Annotated in this window: 18 protein-coding genes; 6 read left to right on the plus strand and 12 right to left on the minus strand. The window is 72.0% G+C overall.

The genetic code is table 11. The annotated features are described in order from the left end of the window. The first annotated feature begins 174 nt into the window (after positions 1 to 174). Positions 175 to 1,095 carry an MBL fold metallo-hydrolase gene (locus ACWDSL_RS20630; protein ID WP_450487353.1) on the plus strand — a complete coding sequence of 307 codons (921 nt, stop codon included), beginning with the start codon at positions 175 to 177 and terminating at the stop codon, positions 1,093 to 1,095. A gap of 129 nt (positions 1,096 to 1,224) precedes the next feature. Next, the gene (locus tag ACWDSL_RS20635) at positions 1,225 to 2,679 is read left to right on the plus strand and encodes an outer membrane protein assembly factor BamB family protein (protein WP_450487355.1); all 1,455 of its coding nucleotides are present in this window, start codon (positions 1,225 to 1,227) and stop codon (positions 2,677 to 2,679) included. Between the two features lie 58 nt (positions 2,680 to 2,737). Here ACWDSL_RS20635 and hisF read toward each other — a convergent pair whose 3' ends face one another. The 8 genes from hisF to hisD all read right to left on the minus strand — a co-directional run bounded on the left by hisF (position 2,738) and on the right by hisD (position 8,558). Further along, entirely contained in the window at positions 2,738 to 3,511 is a 774-nt protein-coding gene (hisF, locus tag ACWDSL_RS20640; RefSeq protein WP_450487357.1) for an imidazole glycerol phosphate synthase subunit HisF, read from the minus strand. After that, on the minus strand, positions 3,508 to 3,915 hold the full coding sequence (locus tag ACWDSL_RS20645; protein WP_450487359.1) for a RidA family protein: 408 nt from the start codon (positions 3,913 to 3,915) through the stop codon (positions 3,508 to 3,510). Before ACWDSL_RS20645 ends, hisF begins: the two co-directional genes overlap by 4 nt. Next, on the minus strand, positions 3,912 to 4,643 hold the full coding sequence (priA, locus tag ACWDSL_RS20650) for a bifunctional 1-(5-phosphoribosyl)-5-((5-phosphoribosylamino)methylideneamino)imidazole-4-carboxamide isomerase/phosphoribosylanthranilate isomerase PriA (RefSeq protein ID WP_014180482.1): 732 nt from the start codon (positions 4,641 to 4,643) through the stop codon (positions 3,912 to 3,914). The genes ACWDSL_RS20645 and priA overlap by 4 nt, the downstream gene beginning before the upstream one ends. Positions 4,644 to 4,704: 61 nt before the next feature. Further along, positions 4,705 to 5,370 (minus strand): imidazole glycerol phosphate synthase subunit HisH, encoded by a 666-nt coding sequence (gene hisH, locus ACWDSL_RS20655; protein WP_450487362.1) that lies wholly within the window; start codon positions 5,368 to 5,370, stop codon positions 4,705 to 4,707. Then, positions 5,367 to 5,531: a hypothetical protein gene (locus ACWDSL_RS20660; protein ID WP_450487364.1), complete on the minus strand. Its 165-nt coding sequence runs from the start codon at positions 5,529 to 5,531 to the stop codon at positions 5,367 to 5,369. The genes hisH and ACWDSL_RS20660 overlap by 4 nt, the downstream gene beginning before the upstream one ends. Then, a complete protein-coding gene (hisB, locus tag ACWDSL_RS20665; protein WP_450487366.1) occupies positions 5,528 to 6,121 on the minus strand; it encodes an imidazoleglycerol-phosphate dehydratase HisB in 594 nt (197 codons plus the stop codon). The genes ACWDSL_RS20660 and hisB overlap by 4 nt, the downstream gene beginning before the upstream one ends. Next, positions 6,118 to 7,236 (minus strand): histidinol-phosphate transaminase, encoded by a 1,119-nt coding sequence (locus ACWDSL_RS20670; RefSeq protein ID WP_450487368.1) that lies wholly within the window; start codon positions 7,234 to 7,236, stop codon positions 6,118 to 6,120. The genes hisB and ACWDSL_RS20670 overlap by 4 nt, the downstream gene beginning before the upstream one ends. Continuing rightward, positions 7,233 to 8,558 carry a histidinol dehydrogenase gene (gene hisD, locus ACWDSL_RS20675; RefSeq protein ID WP_450487370.1) on the minus strand — a complete coding sequence of 442 codons (1,326 nt, stop codon included), beginning with the start codon at positions 8,556 to 8,558 and terminating at the stop codon, positions 7,233 to 7,235. The genes ACWDSL_RS20670 and hisD overlap by 4 nt, the downstream gene beginning before the upstream one ends. A gap of 169 nt (positions 8,559 to 8,727) precedes the next feature. Between hisD and ACWDSL_RS20680 the strand changes: the two genes are divergently transcribed. From ACWDSL_RS20680 to ybaK, 3 genes are read left to right on the plus strand one after another with little or no spacing between them, the layout of a single operon-like run. After that, complete coding sequence (locus ACWDSL_RS20680) at positions 8,728 to 10,320, plus strand: oxidoreductase (protein WP_450487372.1); 1,593 nt, start codon at positions 8,728 to 8,730, stop codon at positions 10,318 to 10,320. Positions 10,321 to 10,353: 33 nt separating this feature from the next. After that, on the plus strand, positions 10,354 to 11,094 hold the full coding sequence (locus tag ACWDSL_RS20685) for an LON peptidase substrate-binding domain-containing protein (RefSeq protein WP_450487374.1): 741 nt from the start codon (positions 10,354 to 10,356) through the stop codon (positions 11,092 to 11,094). Between the two features lie 14 nt (positions 11,095 to 11,108). Beyond that, entirely contained in the window at positions 11,109 to 11,609 is a 501-nt protein-coding gene (gene ybaK / locus ACWDSL_RS20690; protein WP_450487376.1) for a Cys-tRNA(Pro) deacylase, read from the plus strand. A 117-nt stretch (positions 11,610 to 11,726) separates the two neighbouring features. Here ybaK and ACWDSL_RS20695 read toward each other — a convergent pair whose 3' ends face one another. The 4 genes from ACWDSL_RS20695 to ACWDSL_RS20710 form a co-directional block, all read right to left on the minus strand. Next, positions 11,727 to 12,398, minus strand: a complete 672-nt coding sequence (locus ACWDSL_RS20695) for a DUF2567 domain-containing protein (protein ID WP_450487378.1) — start codon at positions 12,396 to 12,398, stop codon at positions 11,727 to 11,729. 59 nt (positions 12,399 to 12,457) lie between these two features. Further along, complete coding sequence (locus tag ACWDSL_RS20700) at positions 12,458 to 13,258, minus strand: ABC transporter permease (protein ID WP_450487390.1); 801 nt, start codon at positions 13,256 to 13,258, stop codon at positions 12,458 to 12,460. A gap of 130 nt (positions 13,259 to 13,388) precedes the next feature. After that, on the minus strand, positions 13,389 to 14,408 hold the full coding sequence (locus ACWDSL_RS20705; RefSeq protein WP_450487380.1) for an ABC transporter ATP-binding protein: 1,020 nt from the start codon (positions 14,406 to 14,408) through the stop codon (positions 13,389 to 13,391). An 82-nt stretch (positions 14,409 to 14,490) separates the two neighbouring features. Continuing rightward, positions 14,491 to 15,855: an NYN domain-containing protein gene (locus ACWDSL_RS20710; RefSeq protein ID WP_450487382.1), complete on the minus strand. Its 1,365-nt coding sequence runs from the start codon at positions 15,853 to 15,855 to the stop codon at positions 14,491 to 14,493. 272 nt (positions 15,856 to 16,127) lie between these two features. Between ACWDSL_RS20710 and ACWDSL_RS20715 the strand changes: the two genes are divergently transcribed. Beyond that, the gene (locus tag ACWDSL_RS20715; protein WP_450487384.1) at positions 16,128 to 16,346 is read left to right on the plus strand and encodes a hypothetical protein; all 219 of its coding nucleotides are present in this window, start codon (positions 16,128 to 16,130) and stop codon (positions 16,344 to 16,346) included. The last annotated feature ends 120 nt before the right edge of the window (positions 16,347 to 16,466 follow it).

Genomic DNA, 16,466 nt, shown 5'->3' on the forward strand with positions numbered 1-16,466 from the left:
ACGATTCGGCAGCCCACCCCCGTAGGCACCGTTAGGGTTCAGCTCGGAAACGTCGTCCGTTGCTTTGCCTTCCGTCGCGCGATCCATGGCCTGACTCGCCACAGCGTCAGCCCGTGCCTCGGACCAGCGACGGCAGGGGTGTCGCTCCGATCCCTGTGAAAGCGGGAACCCTTCTTGAGCAACCCCACCCCCGGTGTGAAGAGTTCGCACTGGTACGTCGACGATCGCTGCCTGAACTGCAATATCGCCCGTCAGTACGCCCCCGGCCTGATCGGCTACCAGCCCAGCGGGGACTACGGCGGCTCGTCGACCGTCCTGCGCCAGCCCGCGAACGAGGAGGAGACGCGGCAGCTCTACATGGCCGCGCACGCCTGTCCGACCCGGTCCGTGCATCCGCCCGCCAATGAGTGGGCCCCGGATTCCGACCCGTACCCGATGGCCCTGGACGAGGACGGGATCGTGCTCCTGTGCGGGCATGCCTCGGCACAGACGTACGGCGCCACCTCGTATCTTCTGCGCCGCCCCGGCGGCACCGCGATGATGATCGACACCCCGCGCTGGCAGCCCGCGCTCGCCCGCCGCTACTCGCAAGCGGTCGGGAAGATCACCGACGTGCTGCTCACCCACCTCGACCACGTCGCCCACGGCCGCAAGTACGCCGACGCCTTCGGCGCCCGGCTGTGGATCCACGAGGGGGATCTGCACTCCCGCCCCGATGCCGACTCGGTCATCCGCGGTCAGGATCCGATCGAGATCGGCCCGGGTGTGATCGCTCACCCATTCCCCGGCCATACCAAGGGCAGCACGCTCTTCATCGCGGACGAGAAGTTCTGCTTCAGCGGCGACGCGGTCTTCTGGTCGCGCTCCGAGCAGGACCTGGAGGTCGCCGACAGCGTCGTCTACGAATCGATCAAGACGCTGGCCGAGTCCGTGGCGCGCGGCGCGGAGGAGTTGACGTTCGAGTGGGTGCTGCCGGGACACGGCAGCTACCACCGGCTGCCGGCCGACGAGATGCGGCAGCGGATGCGGGCCCTCGGGCAGCGGGCCGCCACGTATCCCGTGCAGGAGGTCGACTACGGGAAGGTCCGCTACTGACGGCGGCCGGAACCTTCTCTTCCTGGTCCCGCTCCGGGTGCAACGCCACGGCTCCGATCGGCGTCTGTCCTTGTGTTCATGCGGGCCGCAGGTCGTGGCCCGGTCGGTGGACGGGGGTTGGAACGAACCATGACGTACGAGGACGACAGCGGCGCGCCCGGGCGGGGCGCGCCGAACGGGCAGGGCGAGCCCGGGCAGCCGGGCCCGCCCTCGTATCCGCCGTATCCGCAGCCGCAGCCGCAACCCGGGGGCGGCCCCGCCCCCGCGTCCCAGTGGCCGCCGCCTCCGCCCCCGCCCGTGCCCCCGCGTCGCGGCGGGGGCAAGGTCGCGACCGTCATCGCCCTCGTCGTGCTGCTGCTGGCGGGCGGCATGGCGGTCGCGCTGTCCAAGAACAGCAGCTCGGGCTCCGGCAGCTCCGGCGGCCCCGCGGCGAACCAGTCATCGCCCCCGGCCAACGCCCTGCACCAGAAGTGGCAGGCGGAGCTGCCCAAGTCGCACGTCCTGGGCAGCCTCAGCGGGCTGCCCGCGCTGTGGACGACCGATCGCGGCCCCGTCTACGCCGACGACAACGGCGTGCGCGCCTTCGACCCCGAGACCGGCAAGAAGCTGTGGACGGTGAAGACGCCCAAGGGGGCGAGCGAGGTCTGCGCCATCGCTCCGCAGCCGAACTCCGATGGCGTCGGCGCCGCCGTCTACGACGCGGGGGGCAACGACTGTGCGTTCCTCGTCGTCTTCGACACGGAGACCGGAAAGACGCTGTGGTCGAAGAACCTGTCGAGCAGCTACAAGACGGTCGCGCCGCACGTCGAGGTCAGCGATGACACGGTGGTCGCCAGCATTGGCCCGGTGTCGGCGTACTCCATCTCCGGCGGTGAGAAGAAATGGACGGTGTACTCACGCGGCCACGACTGCGGGAACGACATCGTGTGGTCCTCGGACTACCTGGCTGCCTCCAGCAGTTGCAGCGACGTCAAACCCGAGGACCAGCTGAGCATCCATGATCTGCGGTACGGGGACGTCTGGAAGTTCCCGGGCGAGAAGCGGGACGTGGAGCAGGTGGTGGGGGACGACCCGCTGACCCTGGTCCTGGTCGACCAGGAGGGCAACGACGACGCCAAGCGCTATCTCCAGACCTATACGAAGGAGGGAAAGCCCGGCAAGAGCTTCCGTCTGACGGGCAAACTGGCGAACGTCCAGTTCGGGAACACGGACGTCGTCGTCAGGGACGAGTCGGTGCTGCTGTCCAACTATGACGACACCGCGGGCCTGGGGGCCACCGACCTCAAGACCGGCAAGGTGCTGTGGTCCAAGAAGCAGACGAGGCAGGTCGGCCTGGAGGACGGCAAGGTGGTCGCGCTGAAGGCCGCCGAGCAACTGGGCGGGGATCCGACCCTGGTCTCCGTCGGGCTGCGGGACGGCAAAGAGGAGTCCCGGGGCGTGCTCTACACGCCGAAGCACTCGCTGAACCGTGTCGACATGATGAGCGTCGGCGCGTTGGGCAACACGCTCTACGTGATCGGCCACCCGATCGACGACCCCCAGGGCAAGCTCGTCCTGCGCGCCTTCGACATCAGCGGGAGCTGAACCGGGCCCCGGCGCTCCGGGCGGCGGCGTGCCCTCGCCGTCCGGAGCACGGAGGGGCCTACAGCCGCACCGGGTGCCCCGCCTCCCGCAGCGCCTCCTTGACCTGGCCGATGCGCAGATCGCCGAAGTGGAAGACGGAGGCCGCGAGCACCGCGTCCGCACCCGCGACGATCGCCGGGGAGAAGTCGGCGAGCTTCCCGGCGCCGCCGCTGGCGATGACGGGGACGGTGACGTGCTTGCGCACCGCCTCGACCATGGCGGTGTCGTAGCCGTCCTTGGTGCCGTCGGCGTCCATCGAGTTCAGCAGGATCTCCCCCGCGCCCAGCTCGGCCGCGCGGTGGGCCCATTCGACGGCGTCGATGCCGGTGCCGCGGCGGCCGCCGTGGGTGGTGACCTCGTAGCCGGACGCGGTGACGGTGCCCTCACCGCAGCGGCGGGCGTCGACGGACAGGACCAGGACCTGGCTGCCGAAGCGCTCGGCGATCTCCCGGATCAGCTCGGGGCGGGCGATGGCGGCGGTGTTGACGCCGACCTTGTCGGCGCCGGCCCGCAGCAGCTTGTCGACGTCCTCCACGGTGCGCACACCGCCGCCCACGGTGAGCGGGATGAAGACCTGCTCGGCGGTGCGGCGCACCACGTCGTACGTGGTCTCGCGGTCGCCCGAGGAGGCCGTGATGTCGAGGAAGGTCAGCTCGTCGGCGCCCTCCTCGCCGTAGATCTTGGCCATCTCGACGGGGTCGCCGGCGTCCCGCAGGTTCTGGAAGTTGACTCCCTTGACGACCCGGCCGTTGTCCACGTCCAGGCAGGGGATGACTCGGACCGCCAGGGTCATGACGCTCGGGCTCCTCGGAATGCTTCTACTTCGACTTCCACCAGGACGCGCGAGTCGACGAAACCGGACACCACGACGAGGGTCGCGGCGGGGCGTACGGCGTCGAAGAGCTCCTTGTGTGCGCGGCCCACCTCGTCCACATCGCGCGCGTGGGTGAGGTACATACGGGTACGGATGACCGATTCGACATCGAGGTCGAACTTCCGCAGCGCGTCCAGCGCGTTGCGGAAGGCGGCCAGCGTCTGTTCGTACGGATCGCCCTCGCCCTGGAGGACCCCGCCCACCAGCGGCATCGTCCCGGCGACCAAGACCCGGTCGCCGGCCGCGACGGCCCTGGCGAAGCCGATGGTCTCTTCCCAGGGGCTGTCCGCCTGGACGCGCCGCACGGGCTCGGGTGAGGTCATACGGAAACCGCCTCCAACGCCTCTTCCAGGGTGAACGCCTTGGCGTAGAGGGCCTTGCCGACGATGGCGCCCTCCACACCCTCCGGTACCAGGGTCGCAAGGACGCGCAAATCGTCAAGGGAGGAAACGCCGCCGGAGGCGACGACCGGCTTGTCGGTCGCGGCGCAGACGTTCTTCAGCAGCTCCACGTTGGGGCCCTGGAGGGTGCCGTCCTTGGCGATGTCGGTGACGACGTAGCGGGCGCAGCCCTCGGAGTCCAGACGGGCCAGGGTCTCGTACAGATCGCCGCCGTCGCGGGTCCAGCCGCGGCCGCGCAGGGTGGTGCCGCGGACGTCGAGGCCGACCGCGATGCGGTCCCCGAACTCTGCGATGACCTTGGCGACCCACTCCGGGGACTCCAGCGCTGCGGTGCCGAGGTTGACGCGGGTGCAGCCGGTGGCGAGGGCGGCGGCGAGCGACGCGTCGTCGCGGATGCCGCCGGAGAGCTCGACCTTGATGTCCATGGTGCGCACGACTTCGGCGATCCGCTCGCGGTTGTCGCCGGTGCCGAAGGCCGCGTCGAGATCCACCAGGTGCAGCCACTCGGCGCCCGCCCGCTGCCAGGTGAGGGCGGCCTCCAGCGGGTCGCCGTAGGACGTCTCGGAGCCGGACTCGCCGTGGACGAGGCGTACGGCCTGGCCGTCGCGGACGTCGACGGCGGGGAGGAGTTCGAGGCGGTGCGTGCTCATGGGAGACCTTACGGTGAGGTGCGGGCTGGTACGGGAAGGCCAGGGCGGGTCGGGCCGACGGTCAGAGCGTGTCGAGCCAGTTGCGCAGCAGCTGCGCCCCGGCGTCGCCGGACTTCTCGGGGTGGAACTGGGTCGCCCACAGCGGCCCGTTCTCGACCGCGGCGACGAACGGCTCGCCGTGCGTGGCCCAGGTGACCTTGGGGGCGCGGATGTTCGGGTTGGTCACTTCGAGCTCCCAGGTGCGGACCGCGTAGGAGTGCACGAAGTAGTACCGGGCGTCGTCGTCCAGGCCCGCGAAGAGCTGGGAGTCCTCGGGCGCCTTGACCGTGTTCCACCCCATGTGGGGGACGACGGGGGCGTTCAGCTGCTCGACGGTGCCCGGCCATTCGTCCAGGCCCTCGGCCTCGACGCCGTGCTCGATACCGCGCCCGAAGAGGATCTGCATGCCGACGCAGATGCCCATCACCGGCCGCCCGCCGGCCAGCCGACGCCCCACGAGCCAGTCGCCGCGAGCCTCGCGCAGCCCCTTCATACAGGCGGCGAAGGCGCCGACGCCGGGAACCAGAAGGCCGTCGGCGGCGGTGGCGCGGTCGAAGTCACGGGTGATCTCGACGTCAGCGCCGACGTGGGCGAGGGCCCGCTCGGCGGACCGTACATTACCGAAGCCGTAGTCGAAGACGACGACCTTCTTGGCGGCCTTGGCGGCCTTCTTCGCGCCCGCGGTCAATTCCAGACCTCCAGCCGAAGGATTCCGGCCATGAGCGACATCGTGGCGCCGATGCCGAGCAGCACGATGACGCTCTTGGGCAGACCCTGCTTGACGAAGGAGTAGACCCCGCCGAGCAGAAACAGGCCGACAACGATAAAGGCAGTGGAAAGACCGCTCACAGGGCGCCCTTCGTAGAGGGAAGAATGCCCGCTGCCCGCGGATCGCGCTCGCTCGCATAGCGCAGCGCCCGCGCCAGCGCCTTGAACTGGCATTCGACGATGTGGTGGGCGTTGCGCCCGTACGGGACGTGGACGTGCAGGGCGATCTGCGCCTGTGCGACGAAGGACTCCAGGATGTGCCGGGTCATCGTCGTGTCGTAGCTGCCGATCATCGGCGCCATGTTCTCCGGCTCGCTGTGCACCAGGTACGGGCGGCCCGAGAGGTCGACGGTCACCTGGGCCAGCGACTCGTCCAGCGGCACCGTGCAGTTGCCGAAGCGGTAGATCCCCACCTTGTCGCCGAGCGCCTGCTTGAACGCGGCGCCGAGCGCGAGGGCGGTGTCCTCGATGGTGTGGTGGGTGTCGATGTGCAGGTCGCCCTCGGTCTTGACGGTGAGGTCGAAGAGGCCGTGGCGGCCGAGCTGGTCGAGCATGTGGTCGTAGAAGCCGACGCCCGTCGAGACGTCGACCTTGCCGACGCCGTCGAGGTCGATCTCGACGACGACCGAGGTTTCCTTGGTGGTGCGCTCCACACGGCCCACGCGGGTCATGCGCTTGTCTCCTTCATCAGTTCGCGGACCGCGTCGAGGAACGCGTCGTTCTCGGCCGGGGTGCCCGCGGTGGCCCGCAGCATGCCCGGTACGCCCAGGTCACGGACCAGGACCCCCCGCTCCAGCAGGGCCTGCCACGCCTTCTGGGCGTCCTCGAAGCGGCCGAACTGTACGAAGTTGGCGTCCGACTCGGTCACCTCGCAGCCGAGTGCGCGCAGCTCGCGCACCAGCCGGTCGCGCTCGGCCTTGAGCGCCTCGACGTACCCGAGCAGGGTATCGGTGTGTTCGAGGGCGGCCAGCGCGGTGGCCTGGGTGACGGTGGACAGGTGGTACGGCAGCCGGACCAACTGGACGGCGTCCACCACCGCCGGGTCGGCGGCGAGGTAGCCGAGCCGCAGCCCGGCCGCGCCGAACGCCTTGGACATCGTCCGGGTGAGGACCAGCCGCGGCCGTCCCTCGATCAGCGGAAGCAGCGAGGGGCGGTGGCTGAACTCGCCGTACGCCTCGTCGATCACCACCAGCGCCCCGGCCGCCCTCGCCCGCGCCTTCTGGGCCGCGTCGTGCAGGGCCAGGACGGTCTCGGCCTCGACGGCGGTGCCGGTCGGGTTGTTCGGCGAGGTGACGAAGACGACGTCGGGGCGGTGCTCGGCGATGGCCGCGCGGGCCGCGTCGACATCGATGGTGTAGTCGGGGTTCCGCGGGCCGGAGATCCAGCCGGTGCCGGTGCCGCGGGAGATCAGCGCGTGCATCGAGTACGAGGGCTCGAAGCCGATGGCGGTGCGCCCGGGTCCGCCGAAGGTCTGCAGCAGCTGCTGCAGCACCTCGTTCGAACCGTTGGCGGCCCACACATCGGCCACACCGACCTCGTGCCCGGCGGTGCGGGTCAGATACTTCGCGAGCTCGGTGCGCAGCTCGATCGCGTCCCGGTCCGGGTAGCGGTTGAGGTGGCGGGCCGCCTCGGCGACCCGCTCGGAGATCCGGGCCACCAGCGCCTCGGGCAGCTGGTACGGATTCTCGTTGGTGTTCAGCCGTACGGGCACGTCCAGCTGAGGGGCGCCGTACGGGGACTTGCCGCGCAGCTCGTCCCTGATGGGGAGATCGTCGATCCGGGTCACTTGTCCCCTGGCACCTTCCAGTCGAACCTTGCCTTCACCGCGGCGCCGTGGGCGGGCAGATCCTCCGCCTCGGCGAGTGTCACCACATGGCCGGCGACCTCCGCCAGCGCCTCCCGCGTGTAGTCCACGACATGGATGCCGCGCAGGAAGGACTGCACCGAAAGCCCCGAGGAGTGGCAGGCGCAGCCGCCGGTGGGCAGCACATGGTTGGACCCGGCCGCGTAGTCGCCGAGGCTGACGGGCGCGTACGGCCCGACGAAGACCGCCCCGGCGTTCCGCACCCGGGCCGCGACCGCCGCCGCGTCCCTGGTCTGGATCTCCAGGTGCTCGGCGGCGTACGCGTCCACGACCGCGAGGCCCTGGTCGAGGCCGTCGACCAGCACGATGCCGGACTGGCGCCCGGTCAGCGCCGGGCGGATCCGGTCCTCGACGTGCTTGGCCGCGGCGACCTGCACGTCCAGCTGCTTCTCGACCGTCGAGGCCAGCTCCTCGGAGTCGGTGACGAGCACCGAGGCGGCCAGCGGGTCGTGCTCGGCCTGGCTGATCAGGTCGGCGGCGACATGCACCGGGTCTGCGGTGGCGTCGGCGAGGATCGCGATCTCGGTCGGACCGGCCTCGGCGTCGATGCCGATACGCCCCTTGAGCAGCCGCTTGGCCGCGGCCACCCAGATGTTTCCGGGCCCGGTGACCAGGGAGACCGGGCGGCACTCCTCGGTGCCGTACGCGAACATGGCGACGGCCTGGGCACCTCCCGCCGCGTACACCTCGTCCACGCCGAGCAGCGCGCACGCCGCCAGGATCGTGGGGTGCGGCAGCCCGCCGAAGTCACGCTGGGGCGGCGAGGCGACGGCCATCGAGCCGACCCCGGCCTCCTGCGCGGGCACCACATTCATCACAACGGAGGACGGGTAGACGGACCGGCCGCCCGGCACATAGAGCCCCACCCGCTCGACCGGCACCCAGCGCTCGGTGACCGTGCCGCCCGGCACGACCTGTGTGGTGTGGTCGGTGCGGCGCTGCTCGCGGTGGACCAGCCTGGCCCGCCGGATGGACTCCTCCAGGGCAGCCCGTACGGCCGGGTCCAGCTCCTCGAGGGCGCGCGTCAGCGCCTCCTGGGGCACTCGCACCCGCTCGATGGTCACTCCGTCGAACCGCTGCGCGTAGTCGACCAGCGCCGCGGTGCCGCGATGGCGCACGTCGTCGCAGATCGGCCGCACCTTCTCCAGGGCGGCCTCGACGTCGAGCTCGGCACGGGGCAACAGGTCGCGGTCGATCCCGCCCTCCGGGAAGGCGGCACCGCGCAGATCGATACGGGAGATCACGCGATCAATTGTCTCAGACCCGCACCGGCGGCCTGCCCCCCGTATCAGTGAGTGATACGTACCCCCTAAGTTGACCCTGGAAGTTGACCCTGACCGCAAGCGTTCAAGCGGTTACTCAGCGGGCATGGGGATCCGTACGGGGGTACGGAGAACAGGAGGGAACACGGCTGTGACCGAGCCACGCGACGGCGATCCACCCCCGGGGCTCGACCTGACCACCGCGGAGTGGGGCATGTGGCAGGCGTTCCGCAACGGCAGCACCCACGATCTGCGCACCTCCCACCCCCAGCGCAACGACCCCTCCGGTCCCTACGCCTGGGGACCCGAGCGCAGTGTGCGCGCCCGGGTCGTGGCCCTGCTGCTGCTCGACGGCCCTCCCCCGCAGCCGGGCCGGGTCGCCGCGCTCAAGCTCAACGGGGTGCACATCACGGGCACGCTCGACCTGGCCGGCGCCACCGTCGAGCCGTATGTGGAGATGAAGAACTGCCGCTTCGAGCGGGAGGTGCTGCTCCCCGAAGCCCACTTCACCACCCTCCGGCTGGTCGGCTGCGCCCTGCCCCGGCTGGAGGCGGCCCGGGTGCGCACCGAGGGCGATCTGCATCTGCCGCGCTGTGTCGTGGAGCACGGCATCCGGCTCACCGACGCCCATATAGGCACGGATCTGCTGCTCAACCAGTTAGTGGTGCGCCGGGACCGGCGCGGCCAGTCGATCAGCGCCGACGGACTGACCGTCGGCCAGGACCTTCAGGCCGAGATGATCGAGTCACACGGCGAGCTGAGCATGCGCGGTGCGCAGATCGGCGTGTCGCTCAGCCTGCGCGGCGCCCAGCTGCGCAATCCGTACGGCCGCCGGGCGCTGAACGCCCCGCAGCTGACCGTCGAGCGCAGCCTCTACCTCACCGCCGCCGGGGTGAGCAGCTACGGCAGCTCCACCCCGCCGTACGGCACCAGCAACACGCCGACGCGCGGGACGCGTATCCAGCGCTTCGAATGCGAGGGCGGGATCCGCCTGGACGACGGGCGGTTCAATGACGCGGTCGACTTCGACCAGGCCCGCTTCGTCATGGAGAACGACCAGGAGCTGTCGCTGCGCCGCATCCAGACGCCCGAGCTGCGGTTCGTCGGCGAGCGGCCGCAGCGCGGACGGGTGATCCTCTCCGGTGCGCGGGTGGTCAACCTGGTGGACAAGTCGGTCAGCTGGCCGGGCCCCGGCGGGCTGACCATGGCGGGCTTCTCCTACGAGTGTCTGATCCCGGTCGGCCACTTCCCACTCGCCCGGCGGCTGGAGTGGGTGTCGGCCGCGACCCCGGAGTTCTCCCGGGGGCCGTACGAAATGCTCGCCACGGCGATGCGCACCAGCGGCGAGGACTCGGAGGCGCGCGAGGTGCTGCTCGCCAAGGAGCGGCGGCGCCGCGAAACGCTGCCGCCGGCCGGGAAACTGTGGGGATATCTCCAGGACTGGACCGTGGCCTACGGCTACCGCCCCGGCCGGGCGGCGGTGTGGATGGCGGTGCTCTGGGCGATCGGCTCGGTGTTCTTCGCCCACAACCGGCCGGACCCCATCAAGCCGGGCGAGTCGCCGAACTGGAACGCCTCGCTGTACACCCTCGACCTGCTGCTCCCGGTGATCGATCTGGGCCAGGACGGCTACTGGAAACCCGACGGCGCGGTCCAATGGGCGGCCATCGTGATGGTCATGCTCGGCTGGATCCTGGCCACCACAGTGGCCGCCGGAGCCTCCCGACTGCTGCGCCGCCAGTGATCGGGGCGCGCGGGGCCATTAGGCTTAACGCCCGTGACCTCCGCGCGCCTACCGCTCTTCCCGCTGAACACGGTGCTGTTCCCGGGGCTCGTCATGCCCCTGAACGTCTTCGAGCAGCGGTATCGCGCCATCATGCGCGAACTGTTGGCGATCCCCGAAGACGCGCCGCGCCGCTTCGGTGTCATCGCCATCCGGGACGGCCGCGAGGTCGCACCGACGGCACTCGGCCTCCCGGACCCCACCGCCGACCCCGAACGCGGCGCGGCGGCCGGGTTCGGGCCTGAGCCGATGAAGTCCTTCCACGCGGTGGGATGTGTCGCGGACGCGGCCACCATCCGGGAGCAGAAGGACGGCACCTTCGAAGTGCTCGCCACCGGCACCACCCGCTTCCAACTGCGCTCGGTCGACGCCTCGGGCCCGTATCTGACGGCCGAGATCGACGAGCTCGACGAGAAGCCGGGGGACGGGGCCGGGGTGCTGGCCTCCGGTGTCGTACGCGCCTTCCGTACGTACCAGAAGCGGCTCGCCGGGGCCCGCGAGCGGACCCTGGCCGCCCAGCAGGACCTGCCGGGTGAGCCGTCCGTGCTCTCCTATCTGGTCGCGGCCGCCGCCGTACTCGACACGCCGACCAAGCAGCGGCTGCTGCAGGCCCCGGACACGGCCACCCGGCTGGCCGAGGAGCTGAAACTGCTGCGCGCGGAGAGCGCGGTGATCGGTAAGCTCCCCTCGCTTCCCGCGGTCGATCTGACCCGCCACCCCACCAGCCCCAACTGAGGCGCGCACCGGATATGGCCAAGAAGAAGAGCTCCGCCGGCACCCCGGCCACCACCGCCCTGACCGCCGCCGGCACCGCCTTCACGGTGCACGCCTACGAGCACGACCCGGCGGCCCCCTCGTACGGCGAGGAGGCCGCACAGGCCCTCGGCGTGGACCCGGCCCGGGTCTTCAAGACCCTCATCGCAAGCGTCGACGGCGGCCTGACCGTCGCGATCGTGCCCGTCTCCGCCACGCTCGACCTCAAGGCCCTGGCGGCGGCGGTGGGCGGCAAGCGCGCGGCGATGGCGGACCCGGCGGCGGCCGAGCGCACCACGGGCTATGTGCTGGGCGGGATCTCCCCGCTCGGCCAGCGCAAGCGCCTGCCCACGGCCCTGGACGCGTCGGCGGCCGGGCACGGGACGATCTGCGTCTCGGCGGGGCGGCGGGGTCTTGAGGTCGAGCTGTCGCCGGGGGACCTCGCGGCGCTCACGGACGCGGTGCTGGCGCCGATCGCGCGCAACCCCCTTTTTTAGGGCTCGGTTCGCCTCCGGGGCGCTACAGCCCCTGTCGACGGTCGACCGTGCTCGGCCACTCGTACCTCGCGGCCTCCGCGCGCTCTCCACTTTCGACAGCGGCCGCGCCCCTTCGGCTCACTCGCCAGGGGCCGGGGCCGGCTGCGCCATGGGCTCTTCGTCTCGCGGCCCAAAGAGCGATGTGAGCCCCAGGTGCACCGCCATGGCCGCGAACGACCACGCCAGCAGCGCCGCCTTGGCGCCCAGCTTCAGCGGCGCGTCGAACGTCACGCCCTTGCCCACCGCCTTGGCGTGCGCCTCGATGCTCGCCTCGGGTCCGAGCCATACACCGAGCCGCCAGGCGATCACCGAAGCCAGCACCCCGCCGATCGCCAGCCCCACGACCAGCGCGACACCGCCCCGCCGGAAGAACAGGAAGGCGAGCCCCGCGGACACGGCCCCGAAGGCCAGCGCCCACAGCGTGAACACCCCGTCCGCCCCCATCGCCTGCTCGCCCTCGGCGTCCTTCGGGTAGATCCCGTCGCCGATCCAGACCAGCGGAATCCGCGGCGCCAGCCACAGCCACACCAGCCCGAGCAGCACCCCGGACACCGCCACCCCGATCGCCACCAGCGCCGCCTGCACCAGCTCGGCGCGCAGCTCGGGGCCGGGCTCTGAGTAGTCAGGAGCCGAGGGGCCCGGCCCGGAGGGGTCCGGGGCGGTGGGGTAAGGCACTGCACCTCCCAGCGGAGACGGGTCGTGCGGCGAAGGCTGCCCGGGCTGATCGTGCGGAGTCAACGGTGCGGTCACCCCGTCATGGTGCCAGGCGGCGGACGTACATCGGGCGGCGGGAGGCCCGCCGCGGCGCGTCAGCGCACGGCCGCGCGCCGATACGCCCAGGTCGCGGCGGTCAGCGAGATCACCGCGACGCCCGCGCACACCCCGAGGTCCGCGCAGACCACCAGCCAGTCGGGGTTCCCGTCGAAGGACCGCGCCAACGCCTCCACACCGTACGTCGAGGGCAGCACATCGCGCGCGTACGACACCGGCGCGGGCATCCGCTCGGCGGGCAGCACGCCCAGCAACAGCGCGGCCGACATGCCCAACTGCCCGCACAGCGTGGCCAGTTCCTGGCGGGGCGCGAGCAGCCCGAGCGCCGCGCCCAGGCCCGCGAGGGCGGCGCCGGACAGCGGGATCACCGCGACCAGCACCCACAGATGCGCCATCGGCAGCTGGAACAGCGCGCTCCCCACCACCGCGGTGACCAGCGTCCCGGGCGCGGTGAAGGAGGCGTACGCGGCGGCGGCGCCGAGTACGACGGCGGCGGGCGGCACCGGCAGGGTCGCGTAGTGGTCGAGCCCGCCGCTCGCCCGCAGCTGTCCGAAGTACTGCGCCAGCAGGTTCAGCGCGACGAACGCCACGACCAGCACGCTGGACCCGGCGACCACGGACCGCGCCTCCATCCCGCCGTCCACGACCCCACGCATCAGGATCATGATCCCCACGGACTGGAAGGTCGCCACGAACAGCAGCGGGATCCGCGCCACCCGGGCCCTGGACAGCTGCGCCCGGTAGACGGCGGCCAGCGCGGGCAGCAGCCGCGCCCGCGCCGCCAGAGGGGCGGGGGCGGCGTCTCCGCCGGGCCATGGCGCCTCGGCGGCCTGGGTCAGGGCTTCTCCGCCGGACACGGCCTCCGCGGGCACGACACTCACCTTGCGCTGCTCCTGTTCCCCGTACCGGCCGCGCCCCGTGCGGGGTCGGCAGTGCCTACGGCGGTGCTTACGGCGGTCCCTACGGTCCTCACGCCTTCACCAGCCCCTCCGCCCCCTCCGAGCGGCCGCCGAGCGCGAGATAGACGTCCTCCAGGCTGGGCGTGGCGAGCGTGAAGTCGTCCAGCGCGGCGAAAGCCGGGCCGCCGGTCACCGCGGCGATCGCGGCCCGGGCCTGCTCCGGGGCCATCCGCAGCGTCCAGCGCCGCCCGGAGGCCAGCGCGGCCTCCCGCAGCGCCGCGACCTCGGGCACCTCGAGCGGCGGCTCCCCGCGCCATACGAGTTCCACCCGGACCTCGTCGGCGACCAGCGCCTTCAGCCCGGCCGGGGTGTCGCAGGCGATGACCCGGCCGCGCTCCAGCACCGCCACCCGGTCCAGGACGGTCTCCGCCTCGATCACATTGTGGGTGACCAGCAGCACCGTCGCGCCCCGCTCCGCCCGCCGCCGGTCGACGGCGGCCCATACGGCCCGCCGTGCGACGGGGTCCATCCCGGTGGTCGGCTCGTCCAGTACCAGCAGCGGCCGCTCCCCGACCAGCGCGGCGGCGAGGCAGGCCAGCCGCCGCTGCCCGCCGGAGAGCTTCTTGAGCGGGCGCCCGGCCACCTCGCCGAGGCCCAGTTCCCCGATCACCGCGTCCCGCTCCGCGCGGGCCGCGCGGACATCAAGCCCGCGCAGCCGCCCCGTGGTCTCGGCGGCGAGCGCGACGGTCAGCTCGTCCAGTGCGGTCGAGTCCTGCCCCAGATAGCCGAGGAGGCGCGCGGCGCGCTCGGGGTGGCGTACGAGATCGTGGCCGAGCACCCGGACGCTGCCCTCGTCGGGGCGGAGCAGCCCGGTGAGCTGGCGCACCAGGGTGGACTTCCCGGCGCCGTTCGGGCCGAGCAGCCCGAACACCTCACCGCGGCCCACATCGAGGTCGATGCCGTCGCTGGCCCGGACGGCGGGCGCGGCGGGCACGCCCCTGCGGCGGCGCGCGGCCGGATAGGTCTTGACCAGGCCGCGCACGGTACACACCACATCGCCGCCCGCAGCCTGTTTCGCGCCCGTCCTCACGAGCTATGAGGGTACGCGCCCAATCATCCGCGCCTGCTCTCGGGTCAGCACCTCTTTTCAGGGCTCGGTTCGCCGGGCGCCGTCAATCCGCGGCCGGGGCGTGGTCGGCGGCCGTACGGGTGTCGATCTCGCGCCAGAAGCCGGCCCGGATCGCATAACGGTCGTGCTCGTCGATCTGGTCGTCCTTGTGGGCGAGCAGTCCGAAGCGGGCCGCGTAGCGCAGCAGTTCCCCGTCGATGCGGTGCGGGATGCGCGGGTATTCGGTGGAGAGCTGCTGGAGGTGGCCCGGGTCGGAGAGCCGCTCGATCCAGCGGCGGGCGAAGACCTGGCCCACCTCGAAGGGGTCGCCGCTGACGGTGGTGATGTCCTCCTCGCGGTCGGCCCAGCGCTGCTCGGGGCTGGTGAGCTGGGCCAGCATGGGCAGCCCGGCGGTCTCGGGCGGCTCGCCGAGCCCGGTGCCGGAGCCGCGCTCGATCCAGCCCTTGTCGGAGGACCAGCGCAGGGTGGCGCTGGGGGCGGGCTGGGCGCCCGTCTGACCGCCTGCGGGGCCGCGGCCGAGGTCGGCGAGGTCCTTGGGGGTGGGCACACCTCTGCCACCGGGGGCGGAGCCCGCCTCCGTGTCGTCCGCGGGAGCGGTGCCGGGGCCGCCGGCGACGGCGCCGGAGCCGCCCGCAGGGGCCGCGGCCCGCCCGGGGGCGCCCGCGGCGCGCGTGGGCGCGCCACCCGGCCGCGTGGCGCCGTTACGGCCCGGTGCCAGGTCGCCGGGGACGCCCGGCACCCCGGAGACACCGCTCACCGCGCCCGCGGCGGCCGCGGCTGCGGTCTCGGGCAGCGGGGCGGAGAGGATGGCCGCGATCTCCGGCCGGGGCTCGGAGACGGGCGCGCACGCCCCGGTGAGGTCCTTGGCGCGGACGGCCCGGGTGATCCAGGCACGGTCCAGGACCCGCCGCTCGTCGGCCTCGGCGACCAGGTCCTCCGACTGGTTGTAGTCGCCGTCGGCGGCCTGGACGGCCCACAGGTGGACGGCCACGCCATGTTCCTTGGCGGACATCAGGCCGGGCAGCAGATCGCCGTCGCCGGTGACGAGCACGATGTCGGAACAGGCGCGGTTACGGGCCAGCTCGGTGAGCTCGGCGTGCATGGCGGCGTCCACGCCCTTCTGCGCCCAGCGGCCGTCGCTGCGGGTCAGGGCGCCCAGCCGGACGGTGACCCGGGGCATGACGCGCAGCCGCCGGTGCTCGGGCTGGGGGACGCGGTCGGGGGCTCCGTCGAACCAGTAGATGCGCAGCAGCGGTCGCTCGGTCTCGGCTTCGGCGCGCTCGCGCAGCCCCTGGATGAGGGTCGCGTGGTCGACGGAGATGCGGGACCGGGCCGGCTCCCCGGCGAGCAGGCTCGCGGCGGCGCCCAGCAGATACCCGGCGTCCACCAGGACGACGCAGCGGTCCACGTTCCACCCTCTTTCCTGAAGCAGTCCTCGGTTGCCCCCCGTGCACAGCCGTGCTCGTTTTCCTGTCTTCGGTCTCAACTGGAGTCTGCCCGACCGTACCGGGGTTATCAGTCCGAACTGGATCACTGGCGTGGCGGATACGGCCTACCCTCGAAGACCCTCCTTCTCACTCACGGTAATTGCCCGAAATGCATCCTGCGCCCGGGCGTGTCAGTGTTTCTTCCCGGAGGGCTCTTCCCTTGGGGGGCGATCCCAACTGGAGGCACAGCACCATGGCTAAGAACCGGAACCGCGACCGCAAGCAGCAGCAACAGCAGCAGCAGCAGCGCCAGGGCCGCGGGATGGCCGACCGTCAGGGTGAGCAGGCGCAGAACTCGCAGAACTCCCAGGCGGACGCGCAGTCGCAGGCCATGCAGTCGGAGGGCGGCCCGGCGACGGCCCCTTCGAGCACCGCCCGTAAGGACCGGCAGAAGAGCTTCGGCCACAATTGACCGCCGCCGCACGGCGGTTGAGGGGCGGGGCCCGGGGGGGGGGCCCCCCCCCCAGAGATGTGGGTTTAACCCCCCCCCCGCGCCCGGCCCCCCCCCCCCGAAAGGGGCCCCCGCACCCCC

The organism is Streptomyces sp. NPDC000941 (genome assembly GCF_053599555.1).